The sequence below is a fragment of the Burkholderia sp. Ax-1720 genome (genome assembly GCF_011753035.1).
In the GTDB taxonomy this organism is placed as follows: domain Bacteria; phylum Pseudomonadota; class Gammaproteobacteria; order Burkholderiales; family Burkholderiaceae; genus Burkholderia; species Burkholderia gladioli.
The window spans coordinates 1-21578 of sequence record NZ_VWWK01000048.1; the positions used below are offsets into that span (position 1 = coordinate 1).

The 21578-nt window shown below is 67.8% G+C and carries 17 protein-coding genes, 1 tRNA gene and 1 pseudogene; 11 read left to right on the forward strand and 8 right to left on the reverse strand.

All coding sequences use genetic code 11. From position 1 onward, the window contains the following. The 4 genes and pseudogenes from F3J18_RS16295 to F3J18_RS16310 all read right to left on the reverse strand — a co-directional run. Nucleotides 1-311, reverse strand: a pseudogene (locus tag F3J18_RS16295) (hypothetical protein); the annotation flags it as partial. 52 nt (nt 312-363) lie between these two features. Beyond that, entirely contained in the window at nt 364-1461 is a 1098-nt protein-coding gene (locus tag F3J18_RS16300) for a BMP family ABC transporter substrate-binding protein (RefSeq protein ID WP_025099260.1), read from the reverse strand. A 19-nt stretch (nt 1462-1480) separates the two neighbouring features. Beyond that, nucleotides 1481-3535, reverse strand: coding sequence for an allophanate hydrolase (atzF, locus tag F3J18_RS16305; RefSeq protein WP_166913342.1), 2055 nt, complete (start codon nt 3533-3535; stop codon nt 1481-1483). A 304-nt stretch (nt 3536-3839) separates the two neighbouring features. Continuing rightward, nucleotides 3840-4652: an inositol monophosphatase family protein gene (locus tag F3J18_RS16310; RefSeq protein ID WP_025099262.1), complete on the reverse strand. Its 813-nt coding sequence runs from the start codon at nt 4650-4652 to the stop codon at nt 3840-3842. Between the two features lie 353 nt (nt 4653-5005). On the opposite strand from F3J18_RS16310, the gene F3J18_RS16315 reads away from it, so the two are divergent. Together F3J18_RS16315 and cysE are read left to right on the forward strand one after the other, a co-directional pair. Next, a complete protein-coding gene (locus F3J18_RS16315) occupies nt 5006-5782 on the forward strand; it encodes an RNA methyltransferase (RefSeq protein ID WP_013698603.1) in 777 nt (258 codons plus the stop codon). Nucleotides 5783-6037: 255 nt separating this feature from the next. Next, nucleotides 6038-6808, forward strand: a complete 771-nt coding sequence (gene cysE / locus F3J18_RS16320) for a serine O-acetyltransferase (protein ID WP_013698602.1) — start codon at nt 6038-6040, stop codon at nt 6806-6808. A 61-nt stretch (nt 6809-6869) separates the two neighbouring features. On the opposite strand, the gene F3J18_RS16325 is transcribed toward cysE, so the two are convergent. The 4 genes from F3J18_RS16325 to F3J18_RS16340 all read right to left on the reverse strand — a co-directional run bounded on the left by F3J18_RS16325 (nt 6870) and on the right by F3J18_RS16340 (nt 9628). Further along, nucleotides 6870-7673, reverse strand: a complete 804-nt coding sequence (locus F3J18_RS16325) for a UDP-2,3-diacylglucosamine diphosphatase (RefSeq protein ID WP_166913343.1) — start codon at nt 7671-7673, stop codon at nt 6870-6872. Between the two features lie 22 nt (nt 7674-7695). Further along, on the reverse strand, nt 7696-8187 hold the full coding sequence (locus F3J18_RS16330) for a peptidylprolyl isomerase (protein WP_025099265.1): 492 nt from the start codon (nt 8185-8187) through the stop codon (nt 7696-7698). 86 nt (nt 8188-8273) lie between these two features. Next, entirely contained in the window at nt 8274-8849 is a 576-nt protein-coding gene (locus F3J18_RS16335; protein ID WP_013698599.1) for a peptidylprolyl isomerase, read from the reverse strand. Nucleotides 8850-8890: 41 nt separating this feature from the next. After that, nucleotides 8891-9628 (reverse strand): tetratricopeptide repeat protein, encoded by a 738-nt coding sequence (locus F3J18_RS16340; protein ID WP_025099266.1) that lies wholly within the window; start codon nt 9626-9628, stop codon nt 8891-8893. 230 nt (nt 9629-9858) lie between these two features. Between F3J18_RS16340 and cysS the strand changes: the two genes are divergently transcribed. From cysS to F3J18_RS16385, 9 genes are all read left to right on the forward strand, one after another. After that, complete coding sequence (cysS, locus tag F3J18_RS16345) at nt 9859-11253, forward strand: cysteine--tRNA ligase (RefSeq protein ID WP_166913344.1); 1395 nt, start codon at nt 9859-9861, stop codon at nt 11251-11253. A 47-nt stretch (nt 11254-11300) separates the two neighbouring features. After that, complete coding sequence (locus F3J18_RS16350) at nt 11301-12209, forward strand: DNA-3-methyladenine glycosylase (RefSeq protein WP_025099267.1); 909 nt, start codon at nt 11301-11303, stop codon at nt 12207-12209. Between the two features lie 105 nt (nt 12210-12314). Continuing rightward, on the forward strand, nt 12315-13286 hold the full coding sequence (locus tag F3J18_RS16355) for an acetyl-CoA carboxylase carboxyltransferase subunit alpha (protein WP_013698595.1): 972 nt from the start codon (nt 12315-12317) through the stop codon (nt 13284-13286). Between the two features lie 34 nt (nt 13287-13320). Continuing rightward, nucleotides 13321-14754 carry a tRNA lysidine(34) synthetase TilS gene (gene tilS, locus F3J18_RS16360; RefSeq protein ID WP_166913345.1) on the forward strand — a complete coding sequence of 478 codons (1434 nt, stop codon included), beginning with the start codon at nt 13321-13323 and terminating at the stop codon, nt 14752-14754. A gap of 334 nt (nt 14755-15088) precedes the next feature. Further along, nucleotides 15089-16339 carry an aspartate kinase gene (locus tag F3J18_RS16365; RefSeq protein WP_013698592.1) on the forward strand — a complete coding sequence of 417 codons (1251 nt, stop codon included), beginning with the start codon at nt 15089-15091 and terminating at the stop codon, nt 16337-16339. 173 nt (nt 16340-16512) lie between these two features. Further along, a tRNA-Ser gene (locus tag F3J18_RS16370) sits at nt 16513-16606 on the forward strand. 628 nt (nt 16607-17234) lie between these two features. Beyond that, nucleotides 17235-20225, forward strand: coding sequence for a type VI secretion system tip protein TssI/VgrG (tssI, locus tag F3J18_RS16375; protein WP_166913346.1), 2991 nt, complete (start codon nt 17235-17237; stop codon nt 20223-20225). Next, entirely contained in the window at nt 20225-21094 is an 870-nt protein-coding gene (locus F3J18_RS16380) for an ankyrin repeat domain-containing protein (protein WP_166913347.1), read from the forward strand. Before tssI ends, F3J18_RS16380 begins: the two co-directional genes overlap by 1 nt. Continuing rightward, nucleotides 21094-21528: a hypothetical protein gene (locus tag F3J18_RS16385; protein ID WP_166913348.1), complete on the forward strand. Its 435-nt coding sequence runs from the start codon at nt 21094-21096 to the stop codon at nt 21526-21528. Before F3J18_RS16380 ends, F3J18_RS16385 begins: the two co-directional genes overlap by 1 nt. The last annotated feature ends 50 nt before the right edge of the window (nt 21529-21578 follow it).

A 21578-nucleotide genomic window follows, 5' to 3' on the forward strand; every position in this document is an offset into this window, starting at 1 on the left:
TGGCGGCGCAGGAAGGCCTCGGCGATGTTCGCGTGGACCACGAAGCGCTTCGAGCTGGTGCAGACCTGGGCCGGCAGCGCCACGCACAGCGCGGTCAGCATCAGAGGGGCTGCGCGCAGCAGCGTGTTCTGCCAGGCGAACGAGGAGCCGAACGCGCCTTGCGCGATCAGGCCCAGCGCATCGAGCGCCGGCGCGTGCGCGGCGGCCAGGAAGGCCGCGAACAGCAACACGGTGGCCGCCAGCGCGGCCACCGTCGGCACGGCCGGCAGCAGCGCGAGCGCGCAGCGCGCGGCGAGCGGATTCAGGCGCATGGTCGGGCTCCGGATTGGGCTCCTGGTCGGGCGCGGTCGGTCGGCGCCTTCATCAGATCTGGCCCACCACGCCGGCCACCAGGTAGTTCATGCTCTCCAGCACGATGTCGGTCTGCACGTGGCTCACGCCCGCCGCGATCGCGGTGCCGCCCTTGTTGTCCTTGAGCGGGCCCTTGAAGATCACGAAGTCGCCGGCCTGCATCCTGGCCTTCACCGCGTCGGCCGCCTGCTTCGCGGCGGGCGTCACCTTCGCGCCGTAGGGCGAGGGCTTCACGTAGCCTTCCTTGAGGCCGCCGCGCATCACGTTGGGCGGCGTCTTGCCGGCCTGCACGGCCTGCACCAGCTGCGTGTAGGGCGTGGCCCAGTCCCATTCGGCGCCGGTCAGGTAGCCCTTGGGCGCGAGCGCCGACTGGTTGGCGTGATAGCCGCAGCTCATCGCGCCGCGCTTCTCGGCGGTTTCGATCACCACCTTGGGACCGTCGACGTGGCAGGTCAGCACGTCGCAGCCCTGGTCGACCAGGCTGTTGGCGGATTCGGCTTCCTTGACCGGCATCGACCAATCGCCGGTGAAGATCACGTGCGTAGTGATCGACGGATCGACCGACTGCGCGCCGAGCGTGAAGGCGTTGATGTTGCGCAGCACCTGGGGGATCGGCTTGGCGGCCACGAAGCCGAGTTTCTTCGTCTTCGTCATGTGGCCCGCCACCACGCCGCTCAGGTACTCGCACTCGTCGATGTAGCCGAAATAGCTGGTGATGTTGGCCGGGTTGCCGGCCTTCCAGAGCCCGCCGCAATGCGCGAAGCGCACCTTCGGGTATTTGGCCGCCATCTTCAGCACGTGCGGGTCGAAATAGCCGAACGAGGTGGCGAACACCAGGCTCGCGCCGTCCTGCTCGATCATCGCGGCCATCGACTTCTGCGCGGCGATGGTCTCGGGCACGTTCTCCTCTTCGACGATCTTCACGCCGGGCAGCTTGCGGATCACGTTGGTGGCGGCGGCCTGCGCCTGGTTGTAGCCGTAGTCGCCGCGCGCGCCGACATAGAGCGCGCCGACGGTGAGCCCGGAGGCGGCCAGCGCCCGCTCGAGCGGCAGCATCGCGCCGAGCGCGAGGGCGCCCGCGGTGTGGAGGAAATGGCGGCGTGTGGTCATGAGGCGTTCTCGTTCAGCGTCAGGCGTTCAGGGGGAGGGAGGAGATGGCGGCGCTCGCCGGCGCGGCGCGCTCGCGCAGGTAGGCGAGCCAGCCGCCGTGGGCCGTGATGTCCAGCGCGCGGCCGGCGGCGACCGCTGCCGGCTCGCAGATGAAGCCCTTCACCGCGCGGCCGTCGGCCACGCGTACCGTGCCGATGCCCAGCGGCGCCGGCACCTGGGCGACCAGGCCGCCGAACAGGCGCAGCGGCAGCTCCCACAGTTCGATCGCGATCGCGCGGCCGTCGGCGTCGCCGGGGCTGTGGACCAGGGCCGGCTTGGGCGGGGTGGTGCCGGCCAGCGCGTAGAGGCGGTAGTCGGCGCTGGTGACGGTGGCTTCGACGAAGCGCGCGCCGGCTTCGAGCAACTGGCCGTTGAGCGGCTGGCCGCGCAGGTGCGCGCCGACCACGGCGACGATCAGGGTGGGCTCGTTGGCGGGCAGCGGCGGCAGGGGTTCGGCTGCCGGGCCGGATGTCGAGGGCTGACCGGCGGACGTATCGGCCGGGCGCGCGCCCGATTGCGAGCCCGGCAGGGCGGCCGACGAAGCCGCTGATCCAGCAGTCGATGAAAGGGTCGATGACGGGGACGATGACAGGGCCGATGACGCGCCCGCCGAAGAGGGCGACGGAGCAGCCGATCGAGCAGCCGTTTGCGCGCCCGTGCGAGCGCCGGATTGCGCAGCCAACCGCGCCACCAGCGCGCGGCCGAGCGTGGCGAGCTGGTGATCGGCGCCCGCCTTGCCGATCAGCGTGATGCCGGCCGGCAGGCCGTCGGCGCGCGGCAGGGCGGGGATCGCCAGTGCGCACAGGTCGAGCAGGTTGACGAAGTTGGTGTAGTAACCCAGCCGGCTGTTGACGGCGATCGGATCGGCGCGCACCTGGGCGATGGTCGGATGGGTCGGCGCACTCGGCACGATCAGCACGTCGAGCTCGGCGAAGATCGCCTCGGCGGCGCGGCGCAGCTCGGCCAGTTCGTATTGGGCGTTGAACGCGTCGACGGCGCTGAAGGCATCGGCGCGCGCCACCACGGCGGCCACCACCGGGTCCATTGCCTCGCGCTCGGTGTCGAGGAAGCCGCCGATCGCGGCGCGCCGCTCGGCCACCCAGGGGCCGTCGTAGAGCAGGCGCGCGACGGCGTTCAAGGGCGCCATGTCGACGGCGACCGGGTCGGCCAGCAGGTCGGCCGCCAGGTGGCGCAGCGTCTGCATATAGGCCGCCTCGGCTTGCGCGTCGTCGAAGAATTCGGGCTGGGCCGGCACGCCGATGCGCCAGGCGCGGTTCGGCAGGCCGAGCGACGGCACCGCGCGCGAATAGGGATCGGCCGCGTCGAAGCGGGCCAGCACGCCGAGCACGCGCCAGGCGTCCTCCACCTCGGGCGCGAAGATCGACACGGTATCGAGCGTGCGGCAGGCCGGCACCACGCCGCGCTTGCTGAGCAGGCCGAGCGTCGGCTTGAGCCCGACGATGCCGTTGAAGCCGGCCGGCACGCGGCCCGAGCCGGCCGTGTCGGTGCCCAGCGAGAAGGCCACCGCGCCGCCCGCCACCGCTACCGCCGAACCCGAGCTGGAACCGCCCGAGACGTAGTCGGGATGGTCGACCTGGCGCACCGCGCCATAGGGCGAGCGCACGCCCACCAGGCCGGTGGCGAACTGGTCGAGGTTGGTCTTGCCGATCAGCACCGCGCCGGCCGCCAGCAGCAGCGCGACCACCTGGGCCGATTCGGCCGGCGTACTCGCGAAGGCGGGGCAGGCGGCGGTGGTCGGCAGGCCGGCCACGTCGATGTTGTCCTTGACGGCGAAGGGCACGCCGAACAGCGGCATGCGCTCGACGACGGCGGGGCCGTGCGCGGCGCGCAGCGCGTCGAGTTCGGCCGCGCGAGCATGCAGTTCGGCGGGTTCGACGCGGTGGATCCAGGCTTCGGGGCGGTCCATCGCCTCGAGGGCGGCGAGCGCCGCGTCGATCCGGTTCGCGACGGTCAGCGTGCCTGCCGCGTAGTCGACGAGCAGGGTGGTAATCGAGGTGCGTTGTCGGTCTGGCATTCGGAACTCAATCTTGTATTCAAGATGGCGTTCAAGATGCAGGTTGCGTGCCAGGGGCGCCGGCGTGATCGGCGGGAAGACGGGGAAGGCTTGCCGGGCAAGGCTCGGCGGGAGGCAGGGGCGAGCGGGCGCACGCGCGCCGCGCCGCGATCGCACCGGCGGCGGGCGGCGCGGCTGGTGCGCGGCGGCGTCCGAAATGGTGCGGAGGTCCGATCCTGGTGCGCGGCGTGGTCGATGCGGCCGGCCGTAAACGACAACGGCCCGCATCCCGGAGGATGCGGGCCGTGCTGCCCGGCGCCGATGCTTACTGCTGGGCCGGTGCCTCGCCGCCGACGCGCGAGTAGCGGTTCAGGATCGGGATCATCTGCGCGTAGATCTTCGGGTTCGCCGCGACGATCTCATGACGCTCGAGGAAGTCGGCGTCGCCGTGGTAGTTGCCGACCAGGCCGCCGGCCTCGGTGATCAGCAGGCTGCCCGCGGCCATGTCCCAGGCGCTGATGCCTTGCTCGAAGAAGGCGTCCAGGCGGCCCGCGGCGACATTGGCCAGGTCCAGCGCGGCCGCGCCCGGGCGGCGCAGCCCCGTGCAGGCCTGGGTCATCTCGACGAACAGGCGCGTGTAGGCCTCGAGGCCGTCCTTCTCGCGGAACGGGAAGCCCGTGCCGACCAGCGCGTCCGACAGGCGGTCGCGGCGGCCGACGCGGATCCGGCGGTCGTTCAGGAAGGCGCCGCGGCCGCGGGTGGCCGTGAACAGGTCGTTGTTGTTCGGGTCGTAGACCACCGCCTGCTGGACCACGCCGCGATGCGCGAGCGCGATCGAGACGCAGTAGTAGGGGAAGCCGTGGATGAAGTTGGTGGTGCCGTCGAGCGGATCGATGATCCAGACGAATTCGGACTCGTTGTCCGACTTGCCCGATTCCTCGGCGAGAATCGCGTGGTCGGGGTAGGCCGTCTTCAGCGTATCGATGATGGCCTCTTCCGAGGCCTTGTCGACTTCCGTCACGAAATCGTTCTGCTGCTTCTTGCGGATCTCGATCATGTCGAGATCGAGCGAGGCGCGGTTGATGATCTGTCCGGCGCGGCGCGCAGCCTTGACAGCAATATTGAGCATGGGATGCATGGAACTGGATCCTGTAGCCGGCGGCACGGGGCCGCCACGAGGTGACTGGAACCGGCGAAGCGCGCCCGCCGCAAGGCGGACGGACGTTTCGTCGACGGAAGACGCGAATTGGCAAAGAACGGGGCGCCAGGCGGCGGACAGCCTCGGAAAACGGGGAGGCGGGGCGGCCGGCGAGCGCGGAAAGCGGCATTTTACCCGAGTCGCGGCGTTTTTCCGACTGTCTCGCGCCCGGGGCCGTCGGCCCTGCCGTTCGGACGGGTGGGATTGGGACGGCGTTGGCGATACCATACCGCCAGTTCGTTTCCCGTTCGTTTCCCATTTCCTTGCCGTTTTCTCAGCCGGACCCATCGACGTTGGACATTTCGCCCCCGATCCCCGCCCCGCCGCAAGCCTTCCGTGCCGCGCGCTTCGTGCTCGTCGAGCCCAGCCATCCCGGCAATGTCGGCGCCGCCGCCCGCGCGCTGAAGACCATGGGCTTCTCGCAACTGGTGCTGGTCGCGCCGCGCGTGGCCGAGGTGCTGGCCGACCCGGAGGCGATCGCGATGGCCAGCGGCGCCGACGACGTGCTGGCCGCCACCCGCATCGTGGCCACGCTCGACGAGGCGCTGGCCGGCGTGTCCTGGTCGGCCGCGCTGACCGCGCGCAGCCGCGAATACGGGCCGCCGCGGCTGGCGCCGCGCGCCGCCGCCGGCGAGGCGCGGCGCCAACTCGACGGCGGCGAGATCGCCTTCGTGTTCGGCAACGAGCGCGTCGGCCTGTCGAACGAGCATGTCGAGCGCTGCAGCGCGATCGCGCATATCCCCGCCAATCCCGATTACAGCTCGCTGAACCTGTCGCAGGCGATCCAGGTGCTGGCCTACGAGTTGCGCGTCGCGCTGCTGGAGGGCCAGGCCGCCGAGCACCACGACGGCGCGGCCGGCACGCTGGCGCAGGCCGACGAGATCGAGAAGATGTTCGCCCATCTGGAGCAGGCGCTGGTCGCGCTCGAATTCCTCGATCCGCGCAATCCCAAGAAGCTGATGCCGCGCCTGCGGCGGCTGTTCTCGCGCGCCGGGCTGGAGCGCGAGGAGGTCAACATCCTGCGCGGCGTCGCCAAGCACATCCTGATGAAGTCGGGCGGCGAGCACTGAGCCTCGGGCTCGGGCGCCGAGGCCGCCGTCGACGGCGGCAGGCGCCCGGCGCTTGCTTGGCGTTCCTGAGGATTCGCCTAGCCGCGCCGCGCCGCGCGCCGGCGAATACCCCCGGCGCCGATGGGGACAAAATCCGTCGCCAGCAGCCGCGCGCGAGTCGCCCTACAATCGTCGCGCGTCATAAGCAAATGGCGATAAGGCATAAGCGCCGCGCGGCAGGCGGCAAGAACATTCCTCCCCGGTCACCGACACACCATGTTCACGAGACTTCGAGAAGACATCGCGACGATCCGCGAGCGTGATCCCGCCGCTCGCAGCGCCTGGGAAGTGCTCACCTGTTATCCGGGCATCCATGCACTGGTCTTCCATCGCCTCGCGCACGCCTTCTGGCGGCGCGGCCAGCGCTGGGCGGGGCGCTTCGTCTCGCAGGTCGGGCGCTTCATGACCGGCATCGAGATCCATCCCGGCGCGACGCTGGGCCGGCGCGTGTTCATCGATCACGGCATGGGCGTGGTGATCGGCGAGACCGCCGTGGTCGGCGACGACTGCACCATCTACCAGGGCGTGACGCTCGGCGGCACCTCGCTCACGCGCGGCGCGAAGCGGCATCCCACGCTCGAGCGCGGCGTGATCGTCGGCGCGGGCGCCAAGGTGCTGGGCGGCTTCACGATCGGCGAGGGCGCCAAGATCGGCTCGAACGCGGTGGTGGTCAAGCCGGTGCCGGCGGGCGGCACGGCGGTTGGCAATCCCGCGCGCGTGGTGCTGCCGGCCGAGAGCCGGCCCGCCGCGCCCGAGCGCGCCGCGTTCTGCGCCTACGGCATCACGCCGAACGCCGACGATCCGATGTCGCTGGCGATCCACGGCCTGATCGATCATGCGGCCAAGGAATCGCAGCGCGTCGACGAGATCGTCGCCGCGCTGGAGCGGCTCGGCGAGCGCTTCGAGGCGCTCCAGGCCGATGGCCGGCTGGACCTGCGCCGCTTGTCGGCCGCGCTGGAAGGGCGCGCGGTCGAGCACACGGGCTGAGCCCGGATCGCGAAGGGAATCGCCAATGGAAAAGGGCGGCCGAGAGGCCGCCCTTGTCGTTTCAGTGCTCCAGCGGCAGCGCCGCGACGCCCTCGGCGTCGATGCGCAGGTAGCCGCCGCGCGGCCTGCCATGGTCGAGATCCCAGTCGGGCAGCACCCAGCGCGTGCCCTCGGGCTCGATGTGCCGCGCGGGGCGATGGGTATGGCCGTGGATCATGGTGTCGGCGCTGCTGCGCTCGAACAGCTCGGCGATGCCGTCGCGCGTGACGTCGTAGCGCGGCAGCATCGGCCGGTCGCGGCCCGCCTCGCTCTTGGCGCGCATGCGCTCGGCCAGGCCGCGCCGCCAGCGCAGCGAACGCGCGAGGAACAGCCACTGCGCCAGGCGATTGCGCGCGAAGCCGCGGAACCACTGGTAGCCGCGATCGGCCGTGCACTGCGCGTCGCCGTGCGCGAGCACGATGCGCCGGCCGAAGGCGAGCACCACCGACGGGTCCGGCACCAGCATCGCGCCCGCGGCCTTCATGAAGCGCCGGCCGAGCAGGAAGTCGCGATTGCCGTGCATCACGTAGAGCGCGATGCCGCGCTCCGAGAAGCTGTGCAGCAGCGCGGCGATGCGCTGCGCGAACGGGTCGTCGTCGAGGATGTCGTCGCCGACCCAGTATTCGAACAGGTCCCCGAGGATGAACACCGAGTCGGCGCTGTCGGCCGTGACGCGCACGAAATGCTCGAACGCGGCGACGGTGCGCGGGATCGCCTCGCTCAGGTGCAGGTCGGAGATGAACAGAAACGGGCGTGCCGCATGCGCGAGACCCTGCTCGCCCGGCACGCCCCCGGAGACGCTTCGCGGCGGTGTTTCCTGCAGCATCGAAGTGCCTCCCTCGACGGCGTCAGGCCACCACGGCCTTTTCGATGATCACGTCGTCGGCCGGCACGTCCTGGTGGAAGCCCTTGCTGCCGGTCTTGACCTTCTTGATCGCGTCGACCACGTCCTGGCCTTCGACCACCTTGCCGAACACGGCGTAGCCCCAGCCTTGCGGCGTCGGCGACGAGTGGTTCAGGAAGTCGTTGTCGTTGACGTTGATGAAGAACTGCGCGGTGGCCGAGTGCGGATCGTTGGTGCGTGCCATCGCCACCGTGTAGGTGTCGTTCTTCAGGCCGTTGTTGGCCTCGTTGTCGATCGGTGCCTCGGTCGGCTTCTGCTTCATGCCCGGCTCGAAGCCGCCGCCCTGGATCATGAAGCCGTTGATGACGCGGTGGAACACCGTGTTGTCGTAGTGGCCGGCCTTCACGTAGTTCAGGAAATTCTCCACCGACTTCGGTGCCTTGGCGGCGTCGAGTTCGAGCTTGATCACGCCGTGGTTCGTGTGCAGTTCAACCATGATGGTTCCTTCGTTGAGGTGGGTGAAATGGCACGCGGCCGGTCGTGACGACGCGGCCGCGTGAGGGGCGCTGGTGGCGCGCCGGATTATTTGCCGACGACGCTCGCCGATTCGATCGTGATCGTCTTTTCGGGCACGTCGCGCATCGAGCCGCGCGAGGTGGTCGGCGTCGCCTCGATCTTCTTCACGACATCCAGGCCCGAGACCACCTTGCCGAACACGGCGTAGCCGTTGCCGTCCGGGTTCGGGTAGTCGAGGTTGGAATTATCGACGGTATTGATGAAGAACTGGGCGGTGGCCGAATTCGGATCGCTGGTGCGCGCCATCGCGATGGTGCCCGTCAGGTTCTTCAGGCCGTTGCGGCTTTCCAGCGGAATCGGCGCGCGCGTCGGCTTCTCGTCGAAGTTCGCCTTGTAGCCGCCGCCCTGGATCATGAAGCCCGGGATCACGCGATGGAAGATCGTGCCGTTGTACTGGCCGGCCTTCACGTAGTCGAGGAAGTTCGCCACCGTCTTCGGCGCCTTCTCCGGGTAGAGCTCGACACGGATGTCGCCCTGCGTGGTCTTGAACTGCACGACGGGATGCGCGGCGGCCGTTTGCGCATGGGCCGGCGCGGTCGCGACGAGGGCGGCGCTGCCGAGCGCCAACAACAGACGTTTCATGACGATCCTCTGGTTGATGAAAAAATGACGGCCCGGCCGCCTCAGTGCGAGGGCGCGACGTAGGGCGGGGTGGCCAGCGTCGCGCCGCCGCCGCCGTTGAACTCGAAGTTCGACTGCTGCGGCGGCGTGATGGTCGACAGGTTCGAGGTGGCATCGGCCGAGACGCCCTCGGCCCGGCTCGCGGCGGCGGGCTTGTCGGCCTTGGCCTGCGCTGCCTGTTGCGCTGCGGCCGGCGGCGCGATGATCCGCTCGATGTCGGCCAGGCGCTGCGCGCTCGCGCCGCTCGTGCGGCCCAGCGAGCGCGCGCGCTTGTAGGATTCGGAGGCCAGGCGCAGGTACAGGTCGCCGAGGTTCTCGTAGGCGAGGCTGTAGTCGGGGTTCGCCTGGGTGGCCGTGACCAGCGCCGCGCGCGCGTCGTCGTAGCGGCCATGCTTGGCATAGAGCGCGGCGAGGTTGTTGTACGGCTCGGGGAGTTCGGGGTAGGCCTGGGTCAGCGCGAGGAACTGCGCGATCGCGTCGTCGTCGCGATTGAGCCGGGCCAGCACGGTGCCGCGCTTGAACTGCGCCTGCACGTCGCGTGGGTTCGCGGCGATCCGCGCATCGAGCTGCGAGAGGGCCGCCGACCAGTTGCGGCTGGTGATCGAGGCGTCGATCTCCGGGGTGCCGTCGGCGGTGGCGGGGGCCTTCTGCGCCCAGGCCGGGAGCGCCAGCGCGACGCCCAGGACGGTGGTCGCAAGGAGGGTCGCAGCGCTCGTCGCGCGGCCGCGGGAAGATTTCATAGGCTCAAATCGCAATGTTATACTCCGAGCCATTCTAGCAAATCGTCCGCGCGTTCCGGCGAGCCGCGGACTGTCTTTTGCCTCTCGCGGCCGTTACCGCTTCGCCCGTCGTCCGACCGACGCCTCCATGTCGACGGTGCGTCGTGCCGGGCAGCGGCGGGTGCTCCGAGCGGATTCACACGCAGGCGCCCTTCGCCAGGGCGGCACTCATCGGCTCTCGTTTGTTCTCTATGGAATCACTGCGCATCTACAACACGCTCGCGCGTGACAAGCAAGTCTTCGTGCCGCGTCAGCCCGGCGAAGTGCGCATGTACGTGTGCGGCATCACGGTTTACGACTACTGCCACATCGGCCATGCGCGGATGATGGTGGTGTTCGACATCGTGCAGCGCTGGTTGCGCCAGCTCGGCTATCGCGTGACCTACGTGCGCAACATCACCGACATCGACGACAAGATCATCCGTCGCGCGGTGGAGAACGGCGAGACCATCGGCGAGCTGACCTCCCGCTTCATCGCGGCGATGCACGAGGACCTGGACGCGCTCGGCGTCGAGCGGCCCGACCACGAGCCGCGCGCCACGCACTATATCCCGCAGATGCTCGGCATGATCGCGGCCCTCGAGGCAAACGGTTACGCCTACCAGGCCAAGGACGGCGACGTCAATTACGCGGTGCGCAAGTTCGCGAACTACGGCCGCCTGTCGGGCAAGTCGCTCGACGACCTGCGCGCCGGCGAGCGCGTCGCGGCCAACGACGCCAAGCAGGATCCGCTCGATTTCGTGCTGTGGAAGCGCGCGAAGCCCGAGGAGCCGGCCGATACCAGCTGGGATTCGAAGTACGGGCGCGGCCGCCCGGGCTGGCACATCGAGTGCTCGGCGATGGGCTGCACGCTGCTCGGCAATCATTTCGACATCCACGGCGGCGGGCAGGACCTGCAGTTCCCGCATCACGAGAACGAGATCGCCCAGAGCGAGGGCGCGACCGGCGAAACCTTCGTCAACACCTGGATGCACAACGGCTTCGTGCAGGTCGACAGCGAGAAGATGTCGAAATCGCTCGGCAACTTCTTCACGATCCGCGAAGTGCTGGAGAAGTACGACGCCGAGGTGGTGCGCTTCTTCATCGCGCGTACCCACTATCGTTCGCCGCTGAACTACAGCGAAGTGCATCTCGACGATGCGCGCGCCGCGCTCACGCGTTTGTATACGGCGCTCAAGGACGTCACGCCCGACGGCGCGCCGCTCGATCCCGACGAGCCGCACGCGCAGCGTTTCGCCGCCGCGATGAACGACGATTTCAATACGGCCCTGGCCGTGTCGGTGCTGTTCGAACTGGCCGGCGAGGTGAATCGCACCGGCGATGCCGCGCTGGCGCGGCAGTTCAAGCAGCTCGGCGCGCTGCTGGGCCTGCTCGGCCGCGATGCGCGCGCCTTCCTGCAGCAGGCCACGGGCGCCGGCGCCGATGCGCTCGACGGCGAGGCGATCGAAGCACGCATCGCCGAGCGCGTGGCCGCCAAGCAGGCCAAGAACTATGCCGAAGCAGACCGGATCCGGGCAGACTTGCTCGAGGCCGGTGTCGCGCTCGAAGACAAACCGGGCGGGTTGACCGAATGGCGTCGCGTTTGATCGCGCGTCGTCCGTTCCGCTGATCGACTCGTCAGGCAGGAGGCAAGATGGCAACGGGCAGGAAAGTGCCGGCAAAGGGCGCGGTTCGCGCGGCGACACGCTCGCCGGCCACCGGCCGCGCGCCGGCCGGGAAGGTCGCCGCCAAGCGCGCGACCGACCCGCGCGCGGGCGCCGTCAACGGCGTGGCGCATTCGCCGGCCGCGCGCGGCGCGGCGAAACCGGCGCGTGCCGAGAGCGCGGAACGCGAACTCGCGGCCGAGCTCGTCGACGGCGCCGCGCGCAAGGCCCGTGCGAACGAGGCGGCCTTGCCGGAGTCGTCCGCCGAAGCCGAGGAAGTGGTGCGCCCCCCGTACTGGGACAAGGCCAGCGCCGATCTCGTCAAGCGCGATCGCATCCTCAAGAAGCTGATTCCGAAATTCGGCCCGGCGCATCTGGTCAAGCGCGGCGATCCCTTCGTCACGCTGGCGCGCTCGGTGGTCGGCCAGCAGATCTCGGTGAGCTCGGCGCAGGCCGTGTGGGCGGCGATCGAAGCCGCCTGCCCGAAGCTCGCGCCGCAGCAGGTGATCCGCCTCGGCCTGGAGAAGCTCGCGGCCTGCGGCCTGTCCAAGCGCAAGTCGGAATACATCATCGACCTGGCCCAGCATTTTGTTTCGGGCGCCTTGCACGTCGATAAATGGACCTCGATGGAAGACGAGGACGTGATCGCCGAGCTCACGCAGATCCGCGGCATCGGCCGCTGGACCGCCGAGATGTTCCTGATCTTCAACCTGTCGCGGCCCGACGTGCTGCCGCTCGACGACCCCGGCCTGATCCGCGCGATCAGCGTCAACTACTTCAGCGGTGAACCCGTCACGCGCAGCGAGGCGCGCGAGGTCGCAGCCAACTGGGAACCGTGGCGTACTGTCGCAACCTGGTACATGTGGCGCAGCCTTGACCCGGAATCCGGTGACGCTTGATCCGTTTTTGCTATTGATTAAATCAGCTCGATAGTTTCGAGTCGATTTTGATGCGAACCAGCGCGGTTAGAATACGCGCTGCCGCACGACCTAGGACTCCCATACATGAAGACCACGTTTCTGGATTTCGAACAGCCGATCGCCGAACTGGAAGGCAAGATCGAGGAACTGCGATTCGTGCAGGACGATTCGGCCGTCGACATTTCGGAAGAGATCGAGCGGCTGTCGAAGAAGAGCCAGCAACTGACCAAGGACCTCTACGCGAACCTCTCGCCGTGGCAGGTCTCGCAGATCGCGCGCCATCCGCAGCGTCCCTACACGCTCGATTACGTGAGCGAGTTGTTCACCGATTTCCACGAACTGCATGGCGATCGCGCCTTTGCCGACGACCAGTCGATCATCGGCGGCCTGGCGCGCTTCAGCGGCAATCCCTGCATGGTGATCGGCCACCAGAAGGGGCGCGACACCAAGGAGCGCGCGGCGCGCAACTTCGGCATGCCGCGTCCGGAAGGCTATCGCAAGGCCGAGCGCCTGATGCGCCTGGCCGAGAAGTTCGGCCTGCCGATCTTCACCTTCGTCGATACGCCGGGCGCGTATCCCGGCATCGGCGCCGAGGAGCGCGGCCAGTCGGAGGCGATCGGCCGCAACCTGTACGTGATGGCCGAGCTGAAGACGCCGATCATCACCACCATCATCGGCGAGGGCGGCTCGGGCGGCGCCCTGGCGATCGCGGTGGCCGATACCGTGCTGATGCTGCAATTCTCCACCTACTCGGTGATCTCGCCGGAAGGCTGCGCCTCGATCCTCTGGAAGAGCGCGGCCAAGGCGCCCGAGGCCGCCGAGGCGCTGGGCCTGACCGCTCACCGCCTGAAGGCGCTGGGCCTGATCGACAAGATCGTCAACGAGCCGCTCGGCGGCGCGCATCGCGATCCGAAGGGCATGGCCGCGCTGCTGCGCCGTGCGCTGGCCGATACGCTGCGACAGTTCCAGGGCATGAGCATCGATGCGCTGCGCGAGCGTCGCCTGGAACGCCTGCTTGCCTACGGCAAGTACAAGGAAACCACGCCGGGCATCTGAGCCCCGTCTTCCACGTGCCTTGCGCGTGATGCCGATGATTCCTCCGAATGACCTCAACGCGGACCGCGTCGTACTCGACGCGGTCCGCGTTGCTTTGGGCGAGCTGCCCGAGCACGCGACGATCGCGATCGCCTACAGCGGCGGGCTCGATTCCTCCGTGCTGCTCGAAGCCGCCGCGCGCGTCGCCGGCGCCGAGCGCTGCGTGGCGCTGCATGTCCATCACGGCCTGAGCCCGAACGCCGATGCGTGGCTCGCGCATGCCGAGGCGGCCGCGGCTGCGCTCGGCGTGCGTTTCGATGTCGAGCGCGTCGAGGTGCCGCGTGGCACCGGGCTCGGCGTCGAGGCCAGCGCGCGCGAGGTGCGCTACCGCGCGCTCGACGCGATGGGCGAGCGGCATGGCGCGCAGGCGCTGTGGCTGGCCCAGCATGCCGACGACCAGGCCGAGACGGTGCTGCTGCAGTTGCTGCGCGGCGCGGGCCTGGCCGGCATCGCCGCGATGGCGCCGCGCTACCTGCCCGCCGAGGCGAGCATGGTGCGCGTGCGCCCGCTGCTGCATCTGCTGCGCGCCCAGCTCGAGCGTTATGCCGAGGCGCGCCGGCTGCGCTGGATCGACGACGAATCCAATGCCGACACGCGCTATACGCGCAATGCGCTGCGCATCGAGGTGCTGCCGGCGCTGTCGGTGCATTTCCCCGGTTTTCGCGACGCGCTCGCGCGTACCGCCCAGCATGCGGCGGCCGCGCAACGGCTGCTCGACGCGCTGGCCGCCGGCGATCTCGCCGAGGTCGCCCGGGACGAGGGCCGCGCCTTGTCGCGCGAGCGCCTGCTCGCGCTCGACGACGAGCGCGGCGCCAACCTGCTGCGCCACTGGATGCGCACGCTCGGCCTGCCCGGCGCATCGGCCGCGCGCCTGGCCGAGATGATCAAGCAGTTGCGCGCGACACAGGTGTCGCATGCGCTGCGGATCGATCATGCGGGACAGTGCCTGAGGCTGTATCGCGAGGAGGTGTATTGGGAGGCCGGTGACAGTGCCGATCCGCCCGACGACGGCACCTCGCCCGAGCGCCCCGTGGCGCGGCTCGACTGGAGCGGTCAGGAGGTCTGGCACCTGCCGGCCTGGCGCGGCAGCTTCGTGTTCCGGCCGGTGACGGCCGAGGCGGGGCAGGTGGAGAACAGCGTGGCCGAGGCCACGCTCGCGCAGGCGCCGCTGATGGTGCTCGCGCGCAGCGGCGGCGAACGCCTGCGGATGTCCGCCGGCGGCCCCTCGCGCACGCTCAAGAACCTGTTCCAGGAGCGCGGCGTGCCCGCCTGGCAGCGCGACGTGCCGCTGCTGCATGTCGGCCCGGTGCTGCTGTTCGTGCCGCGCATCGGCCTGAATCGCGCGCCCGAGGCGGCCGGCGCCGAGGCCGGGCAGGGCGGCGGCGCGCGCCGCCAGATCGAGTGGCGCCCCGATCTGCTGATGGCCTGAATTAAATGGGGCTGGGGCGATAACAAAAATGCCGATTTGCAGCGGCGCCCGTTTTTTAAAGGTGTCGGATCAATGCGGCTCGCTTGTCAAGCGGACCTCGATAGAGTACGCTCAAGCGTTTGCTCGGCTCGATTTTTCGAGCATTTTGTGCAGGTTTTCCGCGTGACGTACCCGGTTTGCGCGGCCTGATCCGCCGACCGGGCAAATCCGCCACGCCAGCGTACTGTTCCCGCCGTTTTTCCCGTCGTCCCCCTGCCAAAAGCCGCGAGACCGAACGGCAGCGCGGCTTCCGGCGCAGTGCGCCCGCGCGGTCAATCTCCTGTTCTGAACGACAATGGCACTCATCGTACATAAATACGGCGGCACCTCGATGGGCTCGGTCGAGCGCATCAAGAACGTCGCGAAACGCGTCGCGAAATGGCATCAGGCCGGTCACCAACTGGTGGTCGTGCCCTCGGCGATGTCCGGCGAAACGAACCGCCTGCTGGGTCTCGCGAAGGAAATCTCGAGCCAGCCCGATCCGCGCGAACTCGACATGATTGCCTCGACCGGCGAGCAGGTCAGCGTCGGCCTGCTGGCGATCGCGCTGCAGGAAATCGGCGTCCCGGCCGTCAGCTACGCGGGCTGGCAAGTGCCCATCAAGACCGACAGCGCATTCACCAAGGCACGCATCCAGTCGATCGACGATGCGCGCGTCAAGAAGGATCTCGCGGCGGGCAAGGTGGTGATGATCACCGGCTTCCAGGGCGTCGATCCGGAAGGCAACATCACCACGCTGGGCCGCGGCGGCTCGGACACCTCGGCGGTCGCGGTCGCGGCGGCGCTGGGTGCCGAGGAGTGCCTGATCTATACCGACGTCGACGGCGTGTACACGACCGATCCGCGCGTGGTCGACGGCGCCCGCCGGCTCGACCGCGTGACCTTCGAGGAGATGCTGGAAATGGCCAGCCTCGGCTCGAAGGTGCTGCAGATCCGCTCGGTCGAATTCGCCGGCAAGTACCGCGTGAAGACGCGTGTGCTGTCGAGCCTGACCGATCCCCTGATTGCGCTCGACGAAGAGATGAAGTCGGGCACCCTGATTACTTTTGAAGAAGACGAGACCATGGAAAAGGCAGTCATTTCCGGCATCGCATTTCAGCGCGACGAAGCCCGCATCGTGGTGATGGGTGTGCCCGACAAGCCGGGTATCGCCTACCAGATCCTCGGCCCGGTGGCCGACGCGAACATCGACGTCGACATGATCATCCAGAACCAGAGCGTGGCCGGCAAGACCGACTTCACGTTCACGGTCGGCCGCGGCGACTACCAGAAGGCGATGGACATCCTGACCAACCAGGTCAAGGGCCATGTCAACGCCGAGCAGGTGCTGGGCGACCCGAAGGTCTCGAAGGTCTCGGTGGTGGGCGTGGGCATGCGTTCGCACGTGGGCGTGGCGAGCACGGCGTTCCGCACGCTGTCGGAAGAGGGCATCAACATCCAGATGATCTCGACCTCCGAAATCAAGATCTCGGTGCTGATCGACGAGAAGTACATGGAGCTGGCCGTTCGCGCGCTGCACAAGGCGTTCGAGCTGGACCAGGCCTGAGTTCGCGGGTTTTTCGCGGATTCGAGCGCGCGGCCGTCTTCGGCCGCGCGGCTCCTTGGAAGCGGGTTGTGGTTTAGGCAAAAAAAAGCGTGCCGAAACATTTGACCTGGGCCCAATGAGCAGATAGAATTTCGTTCTCGTCGCGCTGCCTCCCTGGCGCGAGCGAAAGTTTGGGAGACGTGGCCGAGAGGTCGAAGGCACTCCCCTGCTAAGGGAGCATCTGGGCCAAAACCTGGATCGAGGGTTCGAATCCCTCCGTCTCCGCCAATAGGCGGTGACAAAGCCCCGCAAGTTTTCGGACTTGCGGGGCTTTTTCTTTTCCAGCGCATCAGCCAGCCCATCGGTAGCAACGTGCTTGATAGCCGTTGTTCGGGGCGCATCGTAGAGCTAGCACGCGTTCTTCGACCTTCTCGTGTACTTCGGCGAAAAGAGAGATCATTTTCGGGCAGCGACTTGCAAGGTCACGTCAAACTTCCACTCGGATCACTGTTCGAGTTTTGGTCGTTCTGCAATGCCATTGCGGAGATGATCCGCTTGGGTTTTCCGGGCCAAGCCTGGCGCAGATCATTTACGGAAAGGCCCCGGCAATCCGGGTTTCATCGAACTTTGTCAACGACGCTGATACTCCGTTAATAGCGATGTTGCATCGCAGCCTGCCATCACGCTGAAATTATCGACTTTCTCGAAGTAAATCTCATTGATTTCAGGAATATTGAATCGACTGTCATGCGGGAAATCGTACCGAGATAACCCGCTATATCATTGACGTTGAGTCAAAATTTCCGAATCGATTCAACGCCAATTCAACGTTTACCGTTTCTTTCATTTTTCCCCTAAAGTGGCGGGGCCATGAAAAAAATGGCCCTACGGGAAGAACCTGAGAAGAAGGAAAGACATGAGTACGGCGTCGTCAGGCGGCGTCCTGTCCAGCTTTGCGAGCCTGCAGGGAGCACCCGCAGGACTCGGCGGACTGGCGGGTTCGCTTGCCACCACTATCGCTAGCCAGGTCGGCCCGGTGGCCGCGCTTGCCGGTCACGTCGATACGGTGCAGCGCGCTGCGCAATTGGCGCAGACGGGCTTCTCGCTGTTGCAGCGGCCGCCGGCCGCGATTGCCGATTCGATCAATCAGGCAGTGGGCAGCACGGCGAGGCTCACGCAGATGAACCGCTACGTCACGCTCGACACGCCGCTCGGCGAGGACGTGCTGCTGGTGAGCGTGGCGGTGGTTGACGAGCACGTCAACCGGCTGCCCGAGATGCACCTCGATCTGCTCTCGCACCGCAACGATCTGAAGCCGGCCGACCTGATCGGCCAGCAGGTCCGGCTCAGGTTCGACCCGCAATCCCAGCAATCGCTGCTGCCCGCCGCCACCGCCGTGAGCGGCGACGAGACGCGGTATTTCGATGGCTTCGTGGCGTCATTCGATCGCGTCGGCAATCCGGGCAGCGTGACCCAGTACCACATGTCGGTGGTGCCGTGGTTCTGGTTCCTGACGCGCTCGACCGATTGCCGGATCTTCCAGGAGCAGACCGCGCAAGCCATCCTGTCGACCGTGTTTGCCGATCACGGCTTCAGCGATTTCGCGTTCGACATCCATTCCGAGCAAAAGCCGCTCGAATACGTGGTGATGTACCAGGAGTCCTATTACAACTTCTGCGCCCGGCTGATGGAGCAGGAGGGGCTGATCTGGACGCACCGCTACGAGAAGGACAAGCACACCCTCGTGATCGGCGATAGCAACGCCATGTTCCGCCCGATCAAGGAGCTGGCCAGCGTGCCCTACGCCGACAGTGCGTCGAGCGAATACAACGGCATCGACCAGTTGAACCAGGGCGGCCATTTCGGCGTCGGCAAGATCGTCTATCGCGACTTCAACCATCAGACGCCATCGTCGCCGCTGATGATGGTGGAAGTCGAATCGACGCTCAAATACGCACGGCTCGCCACGACCGAGCGCTTCGAACATCAATCGCTCTACGATCATGCCGCCGACGGCGACCGCTACGCGCTCCAGGCCATCGAGGCCGAGGAGGCGGAGGGACAGCGCTACACGGGCCAGGGCTACGCATGGCGCATGACCACGGCCGGTAGCGTCAGCGTGACGGGCCACCCCGTGGCCGCCGACAATCAAGCCTACGTGATCCTGCAGGTACGCCACGAGGCGGTCAACGACTACACCGCGCACGCGGCCAAGCTGCCGTATCGCAACAGTTTCGTGCTGCTGCCGCAGAAAGTCTCCTACCGCGCGCGGCGCGTCACGCCCAAGCCGCTGATCCAGGGCACGCAGTCCGCCATCGTGGTCGGCCCGAAGGGCGAGCAGATCCATACCAACGGCAGTTGCGTGAAGCTGCATTTCCTGTGGGACCGGCGCGGCAAGCTCGATGGCTCCGATTCGATGTGGATCCGGGTGTCGCAGCCGTGGGCCGGGGCCGGCTGGGGCGCGGCCGCGATTCCCCGGATCGGCCAGGAAGTGCTGGTGGCTTTCAATCAGGGCGACCCGGACAACCCGGTGATCGTCGGCCGCGTCTTCAACGGCGAGCAGGGCAACCCGTACCACGGCGCGGCTGGCCAGACGATGGGCATCAAGAGCCAGACGCACAAGGGCGATGGTTCGAACGAATTGCGCTTCTCCGACGTGAACGGCAGCCAGGAAGTGTTCCTGCACGCCCAGAAGGACATGAACACGGTCATCAAGGATGCCGAAACGCATACCGTCGAGGCCGGCCCGCGCACCGTCTCGCTGCTCAAGGGCAGCGAATCCAAGCGGATCCTCGAAGGCGGCATGACCGAGACGATCGCGCTGACTCGCGACACCTCGGCGAACATCATCAATACCAAGGCGATCGCCAGCAAGGCCGGCCCCGGCATGCAGAGCCACCAGGCCAGCGACGGCATCGAGCACCGCGTGGGCGAAAGCGTCGTGACCATGACGCCCGACAGCATCAAGCTGAGCCACGGCCCGTCGACGATCCTGATCAACGCGAACGGTATCTATCTCGACGGCCCGGTCATCCACCTGAACCAGGGCAGTGTGCAGACGCCCGAGCAGGCGCTGGCGCTGCAATGGGCCGCCGCGCAGGCCATGATCGCGCAGGGTCTCGCCAGCTCGGACCCGGCCACGCGCGCGGCGGCCTCGAAGCTGGCCGAGTCGCTCAAGGCGCAGCAACTCGCCAAGCTGGCCGACCACGTCTATCACCCGAACGATCCGCCGCCCACCGGCTGGAAGGCGATCGGCAACGATCCCGAGGCGCTGAAGGCCTACGGCCTCAAGCCGAGCGATCTGCAGAAGCCCGGCAGCAACTTCGGCGCGCAGATGTACGCGCCCGATCCGGCCGTGTTCGGCGACACCATGAAGCCGGCCATCGCGTTCAAGGGCACCCAGCAATTGTTCGGCGAGGACATGACCAACAACCTCGCGCAGGGCCTTGGCAACGATTCGCCGTATTACCGCAACGCTGTCACGATCGGCAAGGACCTTCAGACCTCCGGGGCGGCGTCGGGCGTCGATTTAACGGGCCATTCGCTCGGCGGCGGGCTGGCCTCGGCGGCCTCGGAAGCCAGCGGCTCGTCTGCCATCACGTTCAACGCGGCGGGCCTCGATCCCGGCACGGTCGCCCAGTACGGCGGCACCGCGCAGGCCAGCAACATCACCGCCTACCGCGTCGACGGCGATATCCTGACGGGCATGCAGGAAGGCCGCCTCGGCCCGATCAGCGATGGCACGGCCGCGCTGATGCCGAAGGCGGTCGGCACGCCGGTGACGCTCGACGGCACCAGCGTGACCACCGTCGGACGCCATTTGATGGGCGAAGTGTCGAACGGCCTGGGCCAACAGGTTTCCAAGGACGAGCTGAATCTCGCCTCCCATCTGAACTCATCGAACTGATGCGATACAAGAATGCAATTGCCGCCGGCACCGTCGCCGCGCTGATCGGCGCGGCGCTGCCGCTCGGCTGGCCCACTCAAGCGCAAGGGATCACCATGACTGGCTTCAAACGCTATGCGCCGGAAGAATTCTTTTCGGGGCAGCAGCTTACGCTGGCCCAGGCCATTCACGACGGCAACCTCGGCAGCGTGCAGCAGCTCGCGCCGAAGACGGAGCTGAACACGCCCGGCGCGAAGCACACCACACTGCTGTCATATGCCGTGCAGGAAATCGTGCCGGTCAAGAACGACGCGTCCAGCCCGCGCTACCAGATCATCTCGGTGCTGCTGAAGAACGGCGCCGATCCGAAGGCGAGCCTCGGCCCCGACGGCGGCTCGGTCGCCGAGCTCTCGCTGCGCGCCGATACGCCGAACCTGCTGCGCGTGCTGCTGGACGGCGGCCTGGATCCGAACTGGCTCTACAACGGCGACACGCCGATGCTGTTCGAGGTGGCCGAGAACAAGCTGCTGCCGCAACTGAAGGTGCTGATCGAACACAAGGCAAACGTCAACGCGCGCGATTCGCTCGGCAAGACGGCGCTGTTCCAGGCGACGATGATCCAGCAGTGGGACACCGTCGATTACCTGCTTGCGCACGGCGCCGATCCGAAGGTCGCCAGCGAGCTGGGCGTGTCGTACGGCTGGGTGCTGCAGAACGAACTGAAGCATCACGCCACGCCCGATTCGCCGGCCGCCGCGCGCATCGAGCAGATCCGCCGCAAGATCGTCGCTGCCGGCGCGCCGTGGCCGCCGCTCGATCCGAAGGCCCAGCGCGCGGCCATGCGCGCGCGCGGCGAGAAGGTCGTGACGCCGGCCGGTCAGGCGGACTGATGGCCGATCTGATCGAGGCTTTGCCGGCAGTCGGCCGGCGCACGGTGCTGGGCGCGTCGGCGGTGGGCTACGTGCTGTCGCTGCTGCTGCCGGCGATGTACTTCGAGAAGGCGCCGCCGCTGAGCGGCCTGGCGCTGCTCGGGCAGGGCTGGTTCGGCTTGCTGACGCTCAATCCGTCGTGGCTGGCCAATCCGCTCTACCTGGTCGCCGCGGTGCAGCTCGCCCGGCGTCGCGACGCCAGGGCCGCGGCATTCGGAGGCGCCGCGCTGGCGTGCGCGCTGTGCTCGTTCTTCACGAGGAACTGGTATTTCAACGAGGCCAATGCGACGCCGATCGCCGGCCTCGGGATCGGTTTTTATGTGTGGTTGCTGGCGCTGGCGGCGTTGCTGCTGGGCAGCCTGCGCCTGCGCCGGAGCGCCGCCGCGACGCACTGACTCGCGCGCGGGCCTTCGCCTCATTCGATTTTTTTTGACACGGGCAGTTT